Origin of the sequence: Sphingomonas sp. Leaf25 (assembly GCF_001421635.1) — a bacterium.
Classification (GTDB): Bacteria; Pseudomonadota; Alphaproteobacteria; order Sphingomonadales; family Sphingomonadaceae; genus Sphingomonas.
Map to the genome: position 1 here is coordinate 435077 of NZ_LMKU01000023.1, position 14204 is coordinate 449280.

Here is a 14204-nt window from a genome sequence, read left to right on the forward strand (position 1 = left end):
CGTGGGCCATCAAGGTCAATTCACCTCGCGCCCGATCGGATACAGTAGATAGCGTTCGTCGTAATAGGGCGTGCGGGCATAGAACCATTGCAGCCGTGCCGTCGGATCGGCGGCGAAGGCGGGATCGGCGGCCAGTTTCGCCTCGAACGCGGCCCGGAGCGCGGGATCGTTCGCCAGCATCCGGTCGGCGAGCGGGGCGATGGCATAGCCTTCGATATATTCGGTGCGCTGGAGCATGGCCGGCGCCAGGTTCCATGCCAGCACGCCTTCCCCGCTTTCGGGTTCGAGGAGATAGGCGGCGAGCAGGCCCAGCGGCTGATCGGCGGGAACGCGGACCGATCCGGCGGGCATCGTCTCGCGCCGGTTCTCATGGACGATCGTGGCGTCGAGCGGAACATGCCCCTCGCTCGCCGGCCTAAGTTTCGGGTTGGCGGCGCGCGCCATGTCGAGCGGGCGGGTGACGGGCGCGCTCACCGGCTCCATCGTCACGCCATGCAGCCGCAACAGGTCGATGACGTGCGGCAGGGTGGCCGGCACCCACCATGCGCGCGGCAGTTGCACCACCTTGTCGGGCAGGCTGCCGAACACCGGCATCCTGAACGTCACCGGTCTGGACAGCCAGCGCAGTTCGTCGCGACCGGAGGCGGGCGAGCGATAGCTGTCGTGCGCCAATCCGAGGAAGTCGACCGAATAGAGCGGCACCGGGTTCGGCTTCCATGTCGCGGTCAGGGTGGTCGGCCGCGCGGCACGATCGCGGTCGATCGCCGCGCGCAGGTCGCTGCCCCGGTCGCCCGCGAAGCGGAGGGCCTCCTCGACGAACACATAGGTGCCGAGCACGCGCTGGCGGTAGGGTTTGAGCGAATGCGTCTCGACCAGCAGCGTCGGGATATGCGCGGTGTCGCCATAGCCGGTCGAGAAGCGCGGCGTGTCGACGTCCTGGGTCATGCCCTTTTCGGGGGCGCGATTGTCGATCGTGCTGACGTAATAGCCCGGCGTATGGCCGGCGCGGACCAGTGCTGCGTCCATCGCCGGGCGGAGCTGCCGGTCGAGCACCTGCCCGATCGCCGCCGAGCGCGCGCCATAGCCGCGCCAGCCGGAAAAGGCATAGGTCACGTCGTAGCGATGATCGATCCCGTCGGTGACGTGCAGGTCGAGATAGAGGACCGGATCGAGCCGCCGGATCAGCGCGATCATCGCCCGCGTCTCGGGCGCGTCGGCCTTCAGATAGTCGCGGTTGAGATTGAGGTTCTGCGCGGTCGTCCGCCAGCCCATGTCGCGTGGGCCGCGCTGGTTCGGGCGGTTCCACGGACCTGATCGCTCGTGCCCGTCGACGTTGTAAATCGGCAGGAACACCAGATCGACCTTGTCGAGCAGACGGTCCTTCCCGCGAAGCGCGATGTCGCGCAGCAGCATGAGGCCGGCGTCCTTGCCGTCGATCTCGCCGGCATGGATGCCCGCCTGCACCAGCACGACCGGCTTGGGTGTCGGACCACCCTTGCGCGCGCGGACATAGTACAGGTCGCGCCCCTGCGCGCTGCGGCCAAACGTCTCGATCGACAGCAGCGGCGATGCCGCCACCAGCCGGTCGAGCCAGCCCCGCGTCGCGGCGTAATCGGGGGTGGTGTCGAACGCGGCCGCCTCGGCGGGGGTGATCCACGGGTCGCCAGGCCTGACGATCAGCGTCTCGCTTTTGCCATGCCACGGCCGGACGGACGGCAACGGCGCTTCGAGCGCGGGCTGGGCAGAGGCGGCGGATGCAGCGAGCAGCGCGATACAGAATTGACGGATCATGGACCGATCGTAGCCGAAGCAGCGAGTGACGCCAGCCGCGATCCATTACCGGTGCGGAACGAAGTCATTTGTTACAAGTTATTGCGCGGGGAACATCGACCATTCGGAGCCACGGCAATCGCCTCGGCCTATCAATTCAAGCCGCATGAACGGCCGTTTCTGCCCGGATCGCCCGCAACGCCCGACCATCCGTTTGCGCGGCGTGTGGGCTATTTCGCGATCGGCATCCTGCTGGGGCTGACCGGCGGGTTCAGCAATGCGCTGCTGCTCGCCAACCTGCCGCAGATCCAGGGATCGCTCGGGCTCAGCCAGGTGCAGGGCGGGTGGCTGACCGCGATCTCGTCGATGACCAGCGTCTGCATGTCGATGCTGCTCATCAAGTTCCGCCAGCAATTCGGGATGCAGCGCTTCACCCGCGTGTTCCTCAGCGCCTTTCTTGTCCTCAACGTGCTCCAGTTGATCGTTCACAGCTTCGGCGTGCAACTCATCGTGCGCGGCGCGTCGGGCATCGTCGCCAGTGCGCTCACGACGCTGTGTTTCCTGTATATCATGCAGGCGCTGCCCGCCGCCGCGCGGCTGTCGGGAATGATTATCGGCTTCGCCGCGTCGCAGATCGCGCTGCCGCTCGCACGCACGCTGTCGCCGCTGCTGCTGGCCGATGGGCGGATCGAAGCGCTGTTCTGGTTCGAACTGGGGCTGACGCTGATGTGCCTCGGCGCGGTCGCGCTGCTGCGCCTGCCGCCGTCCGAACGCACCCCGGCGTTCGAGCGGATCGATTTCCTCACCTTCGCGCTGTTCGCGCCCGGCGTCGCGCTGCTGTGCGCGGTGCTGGTGCAGGGGCGTATCCAGTGGTGGTCGACGCCGTGGCTGGGCTACGCCACCGCCGCTGCCATCCCGTTAATCGGCGCGGCGCTGCTGATCGAGCATAATCGCGTCAATCCGCTGCTCAACACCCGCTGGATGCTCGGGCGCAACATCATCCGCTTCGGCATCGTCGCGGCTTCGTTGCGCATCCTGCTGTCCGAGCAGACCTATGGCACGGTCGGATTGCTGAGCGTCGTCGGCATGGGCAACGACCAGTTGGTGACGCTCAGCCTGTGCATGGTGCTGGGGTCGCTCGCCGGGCTGATCGTCGGCCTCAAGACGCTGAACATGGCCGATCTCTACAAGCCGGTGGTGATCGCGGTCGCGCTGATCGGCATCGGCGCATGGATGGATTCGGATTCGACCAACCTCACCCGGCCCTCCAGCCTGTATCTCAGCCAAACCATCATCGCCTTCGCCGCGCTGTATTTCCTCGGGCCGATGCTGATGATCGGCATCTTCCGCGCGCTGGCGCGGGGCACCACGCATATCGTCAGCTTCTCGGCGCTGTTCGGCATCACCCAGACGCTGGGTGGCCTCGCCGGCACCGCGCTGCTCGGGTCGTTCCAGATCGTGCGCGAGAAATATCATTCGTTCGAGCTGGTCCAGTCGCTCACCCTGACCGATCCGGTCGTCGTGCAGCGCATTCAGCAACTGGGCGGGGCCTATGCGCGGGTGCAGGGCGATCCGGTGCTGCGACAAGGAACCGGCACGTCGCTGCTGGCGCAACAGGTGACGCGCGAGGCCAATATCCTCGCGTTCAACGATGTGTTCCTTGCCGTCGCGATCCTGTCCGCCATGGTCGTCGTCTGGCTCGGCGCGCTGTGGCTGCGCTTCCGGCTGCGCGGGGAAAACCCGCTCGCGGCCGATCTGGCGGCGGTGCAACGCATGCGGCAGCAGCAATCCTCATGACCGATACCCAGATACCGCGCGACGACGCGCAACGCCTCGCCGACCCGGTCGAGATTCCCGTCGAACCGGCGCGTGCCCGGGGCTGGGCACCGCCGCGCGGCAGCCTGCGCTCGACGCTCGGCTTCGTCGCACTATTGCTGGGCGGGGTCGCGCTGGCGCTCTATGCCTGGGGGCTGTGGCCGTTCGTCAGCCGGGTGCAGGCGACCGACAACGCCTATGTCCGCGGCCAGACGACGGTGATCGCGCCGCAGGTGAACGGCTATGTGACGCACGTGCTGGTCCGCGATTTCGAACAGGTGCGCGCCGGACAGGTCCTCGCGCGGATCGACGATCGCATCTATCGCCAGCGGGTCGATCAGGCGCTGGCGCAACTGGCGGCGCAGCGCGCGAACCTCGCCAATTCGCGCCAGAGCGAGCGGTCGAGCGAGGCGAGTCTGGGCGGACAGGCCGCCGCCGTCCAGAACGCGCAGGCGCAACTGGCGCGGGCGCAGGCGGACATGGCGCGGGTCGACGATCTGGTGCGCGAGGGATCGGTGTCGCTGCGCGAACGCGACCAGACGCTGGCGGCGCTGCGCGCGGCGCAGGCCGGCGTCGCGCAGGCACAGGCGCAGCGCAGCGTCGCGCAGGAACAGGTCCGCACCGTCGAGGTGGGTCGCGGCGGATTGCAGGCGGCGGTCGAGAATGCACAGGCGACGGTACGGCTGGCGCAGATCGATCTTGCCAACACCGTCATCCGCGCGCCGCAGGACGGGCGGCTGGGCGAGGTCGGCGTGCGGCTCGGCCAATATGTCACGGCGGGGACGCAACTGATGTTCCTCGTGCCGCCCGCCGTCTGGGTCACGGCGAATTTCAAGGAGGCGCAGACCGCGCGCATGGCCGCCGGACAGCCCGCAACGATCCGGGTCGACGCGCTCGATCGCGCCGAACTGCGTGGGCGGGTGGAGCGGATCGCACCCGCCGCCGCCAATGAATTCGCGGTGATCCGCGCCGACAACGCCACCGGCAATTTCGTGAAGGTCGCGCAGCGGATCCCGGTGCGCATCGCGATCGACCGGAACGATCCGCTGTTCGCGCGGCTGCGCCCGGGCATGTCGGTGGAGGCCCGGGTCGATACCGGCGGCGGTCCATCGCCGGCGGCGCGATGAACCGCCGCCTGCCCTTGCTGGCGATGCTGGCGCTCGCCGGCTGCACGCCACCCGACCGGCCACCGCCCGCCGGGGCGGGGGTGGTGGCACCGCCCGCATGGCGTACGACCTTTCCCGCCACGGCCGCGATCGACGCGCGCTGGTGGGAGGGGTTCGGCGATCCCGAACTGACCCGGCTGGTGACGGCGGCGCTCGCCAACAATCCCGACATTGCCATTGCCGCCGCGCGGGTGGCGGAAGCACGCGCGCAGGAAGGGGTGGCGCGGGCCGCGCGGTTCCCGACGCTCGACGTCGGCGTCGGCCTGACCGAACAGCGTGCCTTGAACGCACTGGGCCGGGCGAGTACCGGCACCTCGCTCCAGCCGGTGTTCCAGTCGTCGTACGAGGTCGATCTGTTCGGGCGAATCTCGAACCAGATCGCCGCCGCGCGCCTGTCGGGCAATGCCGCCGCCGCCGCCACCGATACGACGCGGCTCTCGGTCGCGGCGGCCACCGCCAGCGGCTATGTGACGTTGCGCGGCCTCGATGCCCGGATCGCGACGGTCCGTGCCACGATCGCCTCGCGCGGCGAAGCGTTGCGGATCGCGCGGTCGCGGGCGCAGGCGGGCTATACCTCGCAGCTTGAACTGCGGCAGGCCGAAGCCGAATATGCCGGCGTCACCCAGACGCTGCCGCAACTCGAACTGCTCGCCCGGCGACAGGAGGATGCGCTGTCGCTGCTTACGGCCACGCCGCCGCGCCTGATCGCGCGCGGGCTGGTGCTCGATCGGCTGGTGCCGCCACCCGTCCCCGCTGGCCTGCCGTCCGACCTGTTGCGCCGCCGGCCCGACATCGCCCAGGCCGAGGCGGCGCTAGCGGCGACCGATGCGAGTCTGGCGGCGGCGCGTGCGCAGTTCCTGCCGGCGCTGCGGCTGACCGGATCGACCGGCGAGGTGCTGTCGAGCGCGCTGCCCAATCCGGTCGGTATCTGGTCGATCGGGGCGAGCATCCTTGCCCCGCTGTTCCGCGGCGGACAGTTGCGCGGCAACCTCGACGCGGCGGCGGCACGGCGCGATCAGGCGGCGTTCGCCTATCAGCGTACCGTGCTGACCGCATTCCGCGAGGTGGAGGATGCGCTGGCCGGCGTCGACCGCCTCGCCGCGCAGGCCCGCGCGCTGGAGACGCAACGTACCGCCACCGCCGAGGCGTTGCGCCATGCGACCAACCGCTACCGCGCCGGCTACAGCCCGTATCTCGAACAATTGGATGCGCAGCGGGCGCTGTTCAGCGTCGAACTGTCGCTCGAACAGGTGCGCGCCGACCGGTTGAACGCATTGGTCGCGCTGTATCAGGCGATGGGCGGTGGATGGGGGGCGGTGCCATGATCCGCGTCGCGACGATCGACGACATTGCGGCGCTGCATGATCTCGTCGAGGCGGCGTTCCGGGGCGACTCGGCCCGCACCGGCTGGACGCACGAGGCCGATCTGCTGGATGGCCAGCGGACCGATCGCGCCGCGCTGAGCGAACTGGTCGGCGATCCGGCGCGGCGGATGCTGGTCGCCGAGGCGGAGGGCAGGATGATCGGCTGCGTCGCGCTGTCGTTTCTGCCGGATGGGCGCGCAGCGCTAGGGATGCTCGCGGTCCGGCCGGACCTGCAGGGCGGCGGCACCGGGCGCGCGCTGGTCGCGGCGGCCGAACATGCCGCGGCGGCGGCGGGGGCCGGCGTGATGGAGATGACGGTCATCGCCCAGCGCGGCGAACTGATCGCATGGTATGAACGGCAGGGCTATCGCCGTACCGGCGGGACACGGCCGTTTCCGCTCGACGATCCGCGCTTCGGCTTGCCCCGGACCCGCGACCTGTATTTCGTGGTGCTCGACCGTGCGCTCGCCAGATAGCACAAGGCCCGTCCGACGGCGGGTCGGACGGGCCTTGGCATCGATACGCAAGGGAGTGCGTTCCCCCTTAGTAGCCCTCTGCCGACAAAGTGCAATCCTCCCTTTGGAGGATCGGGTATGGCGTTTCGTCGGTCAGCGTGTCGACCGCCCGTTCGACGATGGCGACCATCCGGCGGCGGGTGGCGGCTTCGTCGAATTCGGCGTCCGCGATCCGGCGGTGCATCAACCCCGCGCCGATCGTCAGGATCAGGTCGGCCAGTTGCGCGCGGCGCTCGGCATGATCGGGATCGGGGGCCAGCGCGGCGATGGCGCGGAACAACGCATGTTTGACCCGCGCGTTGATGGCATGCGCGATGGCGGCGATGCGATCGTTGCGCGCCGCTTCGGCGATGATCTCGGGCACCAGCGCCCGCGAATCGCTCGGCCCCTCGCAACGGGCGAAGACGTGCAGCCAGTGCCGGATCGCGGGAATGTCGCCGGCCTCGATCGCCCGGTCGAGATCGGCCTCATGCAGAAAGGTCGCAAGGTCGCTCTCGACGATCTCGGCGACGATCGCCTCCTTGTCGGCGAAGTCGCGATAGATCTGCCCGACCTTGATTCCCGACTCGGCGGCGAGTTGCGCCACGCCGGTACCGTGGAACCCCTGCTCCGCGAACAGCCGTCGCGCCACCGAAACCAGCCTTTCGCGACGGGCCGCCGCCTTGCTCGCCCGACACGCTGCACCGCACTGCAACAAATTCACGTCAGATTCACCTGCAACCTCTTGCCTCATTCGCCGGGACGGCGTACGCGCCGCCTATGTGTGAGTGATCGATCACTCACTGTTTAGCACATCCGTCGAGGACGTTCATGAAAAAAAGCACGGCTCCATTGGCACTGGCGCTCATTCTTTCGGCCTGCGGCGGGGGTGAGCAGCAGCCGCAGCAGGCACCGCAAGGGCCGCCGCAGGTGGGCTTCGTGACCGTGCGCACCGAACCGGTGACGCTGACGACGCAGCTTCCCGGCCGCACGGCGGCGTTCGAGACGTCCGAGGTCCGTCCGCAGGTCAACGGCCTGATCCTCGCGCGGTTGTTCCAGGAGGGCGATTACGTCCGCCGTGGCCAGCCGCTGTATCGGATCGACCCCGCACCCTATCAGGCAGCGGTGGCGAGCGCCCGCGCGGCGCTGACCCGTGCGCAGGCGGCGATCGCATCGACCCGCAATCTCGCGCGGCGCTATGGCGAACTGGTGAAGATCAACGCGATCTCGCGCCAGGAATTCGAGAATGCGACCACCACCGCGCAGCAGGCCGAGGCAGATATTGCAGCGCAGCGCGCAGCACTCCGTCAGGCGCAGATCGACCTGTCACGCACGACCATCACCGCGCCGATTTCCGGCCGGATCGGGCGGTCGGTATCGACCACCGGCGCGCTCGTCTCGGCGGCGCAGACCGAGGCGCTGACGACGATCCAGCGGCTCGACCCGGTCTATGTCGATATTCAGCAGTCGAGCGCCGACGTGCTGAAGCTGCGCCAGCAGTTGATGGGCGGCGACCTGTCGCGCGGCGCCGCCGCGTCACGGGTCCGGCTGAAGCTGGAGGATGGCAGCACCTATCCGATCGAGGGGACGCTGCGCTTCACCGACGTGACGGTCGATCCGGCGACGGGGACTCAGGTGATCCGCGCGGTCTTCGCCAATCCGCGCGGGCTGCTGCTGCCGGGCATGTACGTCCGCGCCGAACTGGTCGAAGGGACGCAGGGCGACGGCATCCTCGTGCCGCAGCGCGCCGTCACCCGCGATCCCAAGGGCAATGCGACGGCGATGGTGATCGGGCAGGACGGCAAGCTCAGCCCCCGTCCGCTGACCACCAGCCGCACGGTCGGTGATGCGTGGCTGGTGACGGGCGGGCTGAAGCCCGGTGACAAGGTCGTCATCGAAGGCGCGATGAACCTTCAGCCCGGCACGCCCGTCAAGGGCTATCCATGGACGCCGCAGACGGCGGGGCAGGCACCGCAGGGTGCGGCCCCGGCCGGCGGCGCGCCCGCTTCTCAGGCACAGGCGAAATAAGCCCCATGTCTCGCTATTTCATCGATCGACCCATCTTCGCATGGGTCATCGCCGTCGGGCTGATGCTGTTCGGCATCCTTGCCATCCGCTCGCTCCCCATCGCGCAGTTCCCCGAGATCGCGCCGCCCGCGGTCTCGATCTCCGCCACCTATCCGGGTGCGGACGCGACCACGTTGGAAAACACGACGACGCAGATCATCGAGCAGCAGCTCAAGGGCATCGATAATCTACGCTATTTCTCGTCCTCGTCGTCGTCGGCGGGCACCGTCACCATCACGCTGACGTTCGAGCAGGGCACCGATCCCGACATCGCGCAGGTGCAGGTGCAGAACAAGCTGCAGGCGGCGACCCCGCTGTTGCCGCAGGAAGTGCAGCAGCAGGGCATCCGCGTCGCGAAATCCTCCGCCAGCTTCCTGCTGGTGGTGGGCCTGGTGTCGCAGGACGGCAGCAAGAGCGCGTCCGACCTCGCCGACATCATCTCGTCGCAGATCCAGGACCCGATCAGCCGGGTGAGCGGCGTGGGTGAACTCCAGATTTTCGGATCGCAATATGCGATGCGCATCTGGGTCGATCCGCTCAAGCTCAACAATTACGCGCTGACCATGGCCGACGTGACCCAGGCGGTGCAGGCGCAGAATGCGCAGGTTTCCGCCGGGCAGCTCGGCGCGCAGCCCGCGCCCAAGGAGCAGATGCTCAACGCGACGGTATCGGTCCAGTCGCGGCTTCAAACCCCCGAACAGTTCGGCAACATCCGCCTGAAGACCAGCGTCGGCGGCGCGGTCGTCCGGTTGAGCGACGTCGCCCGGGTCGAACTGGGTGCCGAGAACTACGGCTTCTCGACCCTGTGGAACGGCAAGCCGGGCGCCGGCTTCGGCGTCCGTCTGGCCCCCGGCGCGAATGCGCTGGGCACCGTCGATGCGGTGAAGGAGCAGATGGAGGAAATTCGCAAGAATTTCCCGGCGGGGATCGACGTGATCTATCCGCTCGACACCACGCCGTTCGTGCGGCTGTCGATCGAACAGGTCATCCATACGCTGGTCGAGGCGGTGGTCCTCGTCTTCCTCGTGATGTTCCTGTTCCTCCAGAACTGGCGCGCCACGCTGATCCCGACGATCGCGGTGCCCGTCGTGCTGCTCGGCACGTTCGGCATCATGGCGCTGGCCGGGTTCACCATCAACACGCTGACGCTGTTCGGCATGGTGCTGGCGATCGGCCTGCTGGTCGATGACGCGATCGTCGTCGTCGAGAACGTCGAACGCCTGATCCAGACCGAAGGACTGTCCCCGAAGGAAGCCGCGCGCAAGTCGATGGACGAGATCACCGGCGCGCTGGTCGGCATCGGCCTGGTCCTGTCGGCGGTGTTCCTGCCGATGGCGTTCTTCGGCGGGTCGACCGGCGTCATCTATCGCCAGTTCTCGATCACGATCGTCTCGGCGATGGTGCTGTCGGTGCTGGTCGCGCTGATCCTGACGCCCGCACTGTGCGCCACGATCCTGAAGCCGCACGACCCGGACAAGCACCACAGCACCAGCCGGAACCCGATCGCCCGGTTCTTCAACCGCTTCTTCGACTGGTTCAACCGGACCTTCGACCGGGGCACCCAGAAGTACGAACGGGGCGTGGGGCGCACCGCGCGCGGCTGGAAATGGTCGATGCTCGTCTATGCTGGCATCGTCGCCGTCATGGTGCTGCTGTTCGTGCGGCTGCCGTCGGGCTTCCTGCCGGACGAGGACCAGGGCGGTGTCGTCGTGCTGGTGCAGGGACCCTCGGGTGCCAGCTCCGCGCGGACCGAAGTCGCGCTGACCAAGGTGCGCGAGCATTTCCTGAAGAACGAAGCCGCCAGCGTGACCGGCGTGTTCACCATCAACGGCTTCTCGTTCGCGGGGCAGGGGCAGAATACCGGCCTGGCGTTCGTCCGGCTGAAGGACTGGGCCGAACGACCGGGAGCGCAGAACAGTGCGCAGGCGATCGCCGGGCGCGCCATGGGAGCGCTGTCGGGATATAAGGATGCGATGGTCTTCGCGATCGTGCCGCCTGCCGTGCAGGAACTGGGCAACGCCACCGGCTTCGATCTCCAGTTGGTCGATACCGGCGGGATCGGGCATGAGCGGCTGGTCGCCGCGCGCAACATGATGCTCGGTATGTCGATGCAGAACAAGGCGGTGGCGCAGGTGCGTCCGCTCAGCCTCGACGATGCGCCGCAGCTCAGGATCGACATCGATCAGGACAAGGCCCGCGCGCTCGGCCTCGACCTGGGGCAGATCAACAGCACGCTCGCGAGCGCATGGGGTGGGGCCTACGTCAACGACTTCATCGATCGCGGACGGGTGAAGCGGGTCTATATCCAGGCGGACGAACCCTATCGCCAGCGCCCGGAAGACCTTGGTGCCTTCTTCGTGCGCGGCGAGAACGGACAGATGGCTCCGTATTCGGCCTTCTCCACCGTCAACTGGACGCAGGCACCGGCACAGCTCACCCGCTACAACGGGCAGCCGGCGATGCAGCTACAGGGTGCGCCGGCGCCGGGCACCAGCACCGGTGCGGCGATGAAGGCGATGGAGGAAATCCATGCCAAGCTGCCGCCGGGCACCTCGCTCGAATGGACCGGCCTGTCGTACGAAGAGCGGTTGTCGGGCGGGCAGGCGCCGGCGCTCTACGCGCTGTCGCTGCTGATCGTGTTCCTGTGTCTCGCCGCGCTGTACGAAAGCTGGTCGGTGCCGATCTCGGTCATGCTGGTGGTGCCGCTGGGCATCGTCGGCGCGCTGCTGGCGGCGATGCTGACCGGGCTGAACAACGACATCTATCTCCAGGTGGGCCTTATCACCACGATCGGCGTGTCGGCGAAGAACGCGATCCTCATCGTCGAATTCGCCGAGGAACGGATGGGCGACGGCAAGAGCCCGATGGAAGCGGCGATCGAGGCGGCGAAGCTGCGGCTTCGCCCGATCCTGATGACGTCGCTCGCCTTCATCTTCGGCGTGCTGCCGCTCGCGCTGTCGACCGGTGCCGGTGCCGGTGGGCAGAACGCCATCGGCCGCGCGGTGGTGGGCGGCATGCTGTCGGCGACGATCCTCGCGATCTTCTTCGTGCCGATGTTCTTCGTCGTCGTGCTCCGGTTGTTCGGACACGGCGGGAAGGATCAGGGCGGCAAGAACGAAAAATCGGCCAATCGTGACATCGAACCCGATGGCGGCAACCACGCCTCCGACGGCGGCAAAGCGCCGCAGGAGGCATGACCATGGGCAAGCATATGATGACCCTGCGTACCCTGGCGATCCTCGGCGCGACGACCGCGCTGGCCGCCTGCAATCTCGCGCCCAAGAATGTCCGGCCCGACGGCGCGATCCCGCTGACCCTGCCGCAAGGCGGGGCCTATCCGCCGCTGGGGCCGGAACAGGCCGATGTGACGAAGATCGGCTACCGCGAGTTCTTCACCGATCCCCGGTTGCAGGCGGTGATCGCCACCGCGCTGGAGAACAACCGCGACTTGCGCGTGACGGCGGCGAACGTGCTGCAGGCGCGCGCGCAATATCGCATCACCCGCGCCGACCGGGTGCCGACGACCGCGGTCAACGGTGGCGTCACCTATACCAACAACCCGTTCGGCGCGCTGGGCGGGGCGGGTGGTGCCGGCGCCGGTGGCGCGAGTGGCGGTGCCGCCGGCGGGGTGCCAGCGCAATCGTCGGGCAATCTCGAAATCTATCAGGCGTCGGTCGGCTTCTCGGCGTTCGAGCTCGACCTGTTCGGCCGGGTCCGTAACCTCAGCCAAGCCGCGCTCCAGCAATATTTCGCGACCGAGGAAGCGCAGCGCGCCGCCCGCATCGCGCTGGTCGGCGAGATCGCGACCGCGTGGCTGACGATGGCGTCGGATCAGGACCAGTTGCAAATCTCGCGCGATACGCTGGCCAGTTTCGGCCGGTCGCTGGAGTTGACGCGGGCGCAGTTCCGCGTCGGCGTCATCTCCGAGCTGGAGGTGCAGCAGGCCGAAACCAACTATCAGCAGGCCCGCAGCGACATCGCCACGCTGACCGCGCAGATCGCGCAGGACCAGAATGCGATCAACCTGCTCGCCGGCACCACCGTGCCGGTCGAGCAATTGCCGACGACGCTGGGCGCGCAGGACCCGATCCTGACCGACCTGCCCGCCGGCGTTTCGTCGCAGGTGCTGCTGCGCCGGCCCGACGTGTTGCAGGCCGAACGGCAGCTCTATGCCGCCAACGCCAATATCGGCGCGGCGCGGGCGGCGATGTTCCCAACGATCTCGCTGACCGCGACGCTGGGAACGATCAGCACCGCGCTCGGCGGGCTGTTCGGCGCGGGGACCGAGAATTTCTCGATCTCGCCGACCGCCAGCCTGCCGTTGTTCGACGGTGGCCGGCGCAGGGCGAACGTCGAGGTGGCGCGCGCGCAGCAACTGGGCGCGGTCGCCACCTATGAGGATACGCTCCAGACCGCGTTCCGCGAGGTCGCCGACGCGCTGGCGACCCGGGGCACGATCGGAGAGCGGCTGTCGGCGCAGACCGCGCGCGCCGCCGCCGCGACCACCGCTGCCCGGCTGTCCGACGCGCGCTACCGCGCGGGAATCGATTCGTTTCTGACCACGCTCGATTCGCAGCGGACCAGCTATGCCGCGCGGCAGACGCTGGTGCAGACCCGGCTGGCGCGGGCGACCAACCTCGTCACGCTGTACCGGACGCTGGGGGGTGGATTGAACTAAACGGCACACCCCTTGCATCGCGCGGCGATCGGCATATCCTCACTCTATAATATAGGAGAGGAACGATGGCTGGAATCGAACCGCGCGATGCCGTGGGTGAACAGAGCATGGTGATCTTGCAGAGCCTGCTCTGCCTGCTGCGCGAGAAGAACCTGCTCTCGCGTGCCGACATCGAGGATCTGGCGGCGAAGGTGGCGATGCGCGCCGCCGATCGCGAGCGCGATCCGCTGCCGTGCCAGAGCGATGCGGTGGTCGCCGCCGCATCCGAGATGGACCGGCTGGGTGCCTATATCGGCGGGCGCTACGGCGGCAAGCACCGGCGGATCTGAGCGCCAACGGCCGCGATCCCGCGACCGGTGGTGTCATGACCGCGTCAGAATTTGCGGCGACAGGCATCCCCGATCCGGGGTCGGGCGTTGATACGACGTCCGGTTGAACCGGGCGATTGTCAAACAGGGCGGATACCGCCCGCGAGAGGTTAGCGTGTCTTTGATCGGCCCGGACGAAATGTCCTACTTCGTGCGTCGTGCGGAACAGCAACTGGAACTGGCGCAGCGCGCCGACCATGCCCAGGTGGTTCACGCCCATTACGAACTGGCCAACCTGTACCTCGACATTGCCTATGCCGATCAAGGCGTTGGCCAGCCGGAACCGGTCGCCAACGCTGCCTGACCGGTACTTGGCCGTGCCGGGACGCGGTGGCCAAAGTTTACAAACTTTACACTCGTGACGCGATTTGTGGTTAGATTGTGGCGGATGGATGTGGTTGCGGACTGACCTTCGCGCACGTTCGACGATGGCAACGCCAAAGTATTGCAATACTTGGATAACGTGGTCGCGAGTGGCGGGG

General features: G+C 67.9%; 11 protein-coding genes. 9 read left to right on the plus strand and 2 right to left on the minus strand.

What is annotated here, in order from left to right:
• Positions 1-15: 15 nt before the first annotated feature.
• Positions 16-1791 (minus strand): M14 family metallopeptidase, encoded by a 1776-nt coding sequence (locus tag ASE78_RS09700; protein ID WP_056496163.1) that lies wholly within the window; start codon positions 1789-1791, stop codon positions 16-18.
• Between the two features lie 204 nt (positions 1792-1995).
• Between ASE78_RS09700 and ASE78_RS09705 the strand changes: the two genes are divergently transcribed.
• The 4 genes from ASE78_RS09705 to ASE78_RS09720 are packed head-to-tail and all read left to right on the plus strand — an operon-like array spanning position 1996 to position 6591.
• Positions 1996-3567: an MFS transporter gene (locus ASE78_RS09705; protein WP_200911022.1), complete on the plus strand. Its 1572-nt coding sequence runs from the start codon at positions 1996-1998 to the stop codon at positions 3565-3567.
• Complete coding sequence (locus tag ASE78_RS09710) at positions 3564-4712, plus strand: HlyD family secretion protein (RefSeq protein WP_056496169.1); 1149 nt, start codon at positions 3564-3566, stop codon at positions 4710-4712. The genes ASE78_RS09705 and ASE78_RS09710 overlap by 4 nt, the downstream gene beginning before the upstream one ends.
• Entirely contained in the window at positions 4709-6076 is a 1368-nt protein-coding gene (locus tag ASE78_RS09715) for an efflux transporter outer membrane subunit (protein WP_056496172.1), read from the plus strand. The genes ASE78_RS09710 and ASE78_RS09715 overlap by 4 nt, the downstream gene beginning before the upstream one ends.
• On the plus strand, positions 6073-6591 hold the full coding sequence (locus ASE78_RS09720; RefSeq protein ID WP_235514983.1) for a GNAT family N-acetyltransferase: 519 nt from the start codon (positions 6073-6075) through the stop codon (positions 6589-6591). Before ASE78_RS09715 ends, ASE78_RS09720 begins: the two co-directional genes overlap by 4 nt.
• A gap of 67 nt (positions 6592-6658) precedes the next feature.
• On the opposite strand, the gene ASE78_RS09725 is transcribed toward ASE78_RS09720, so the two are convergent.
• Complete coding sequence (locus tag ASE78_RS09725) at positions 6659-7261, minus strand: TetR/AcrR family transcriptional regulator (RefSeq protein ID WP_056496178.1); 603 nt, start codon at positions 7259-7261, stop codon at positions 6659-6661.
• A 179-nt stretch (positions 7262-7440) separates the two neighbouring features.
• Here ASE78_RS09725 and ASE78_RS09730 point away from each other — a divergent pair, with 179 nt between their 5' ends.
• From ASE78_RS09730 to ASE78_RS09750, 5 genes are all read left to right on the plus strand, one after another.
• Positions 7441-8637: an efflux RND transporter periplasmic adaptor subunit gene (locus ASE78_RS09730; RefSeq protein ID WP_056496181.1), complete on the plus strand. Its 1197-nt coding sequence runs from the start codon at positions 7441-7443 to the stop codon at positions 8635-8637.
• A 5-nt stretch (positions 8638-8642) separates the two neighbouring features.
• On the plus strand, positions 8643-11873 hold the full coding sequence (locus ASE78_RS09735) for an efflux RND transporter permease subunit (protein ID WP_056496184.1): 3231 nt from the start codon (positions 8643-8645) through the stop codon (positions 11871-11873).
• 17 nt (positions 11874-11890) lie between these two features.
• Positions 11891-13354, plus strand: a complete 1464-nt coding sequence (locus ASE78_RS09740) for an efflux transporter outer membrane subunit (protein ID WP_321163091.1) — start codon at positions 11891-11893, stop codon at positions 13352-13354.
• Between the two features lie 65 nt (positions 13355-13419).
• Positions 13420-13683 (plus strand): hypothetical protein, encoded by a 264-nt coding sequence (locus ASE78_RS09745; RefSeq protein ID WP_055762647.1) that lies wholly within the window; start codon positions 13420-13422, stop codon positions 13681-13683.
• A gap of 178 nt (positions 13684-13861) precedes the next feature.
• Positions 13862-14026, plus strand: coding sequence for a hypothetical protein (locus ASE78_RS09750; protein WP_235514985.1), 165 nt, complete (start codon positions 13862-13864; stop codon positions 14024-14026).
• The last annotated feature ends 178 nt before the right edge of the window (positions 14027-14204 follow it).

Bases quoted from the DNA above. Each gene is read 5' to 3' on its own strand.
- ASE78_RS09700 (WP_056496163.1), bottom strand. From the start codon at position 1,791: ATGATCCGTCAATTCTGTATCGCGCTGCTCGCTGCATCCGCCGCCTCT.
- ASE78_RS09710 (WP_056496169.1), top strand. From the start codon at position 3,564: ATGACCGATACCCAGATACCGCGCGACGACGCGCAACGCCTCGCCGAC.
- ASE78_RS09715 (WP_056496172.1), top strand. From the start codon at position 4,709: ATGAACCGCCGCCTGCCCTTGCTGGCGATGCTGGCGCTCGCCGGCTGC.
- ASE78_RS09720 (WP_235514983.1), top strand. From the start codon at position 6,073: ATGATCCGCGTCGCGACGATCGACGACATTGCGGCGCTGCATGATCTC.
- ASE78_RS09730 (WP_056496181.1), top strand. From the start codon at position 7,441: ATGAAAAAAAGCACGGCTCCATTGGCACTGGCGCTCATTCTTTCGGCC.
- ASE78_RS09735 (WP_056496184.1), top strand. From the start codon at position 8,643: ATGTCTCGCTATTTCATCGATCGACCCATCTTCGCATGGGTCATCGCC.
- ASE78_RS09740 (WP_321163091.1), top strand. From the start codon at position 11,891: ATGACCCTGCGTACCCTGGCGATCCTCGGCGCGACGACCGCGCTGGCC.
- ASE78_RS09745 (WP_055762647.1), top strand. From the start codon at position 13,420: ATGGCTGGAATCGAACCGCGCGATGCCGTGGGTGAACAGAGCATGGTG.
- ASE78_RS09750 (WP_235514985.1), top strand. From the start codon at position 13,862: ATGTCCTACTTCGTGCGTCGTGCGGAACAGCAACTGGAACTGGCGCAG.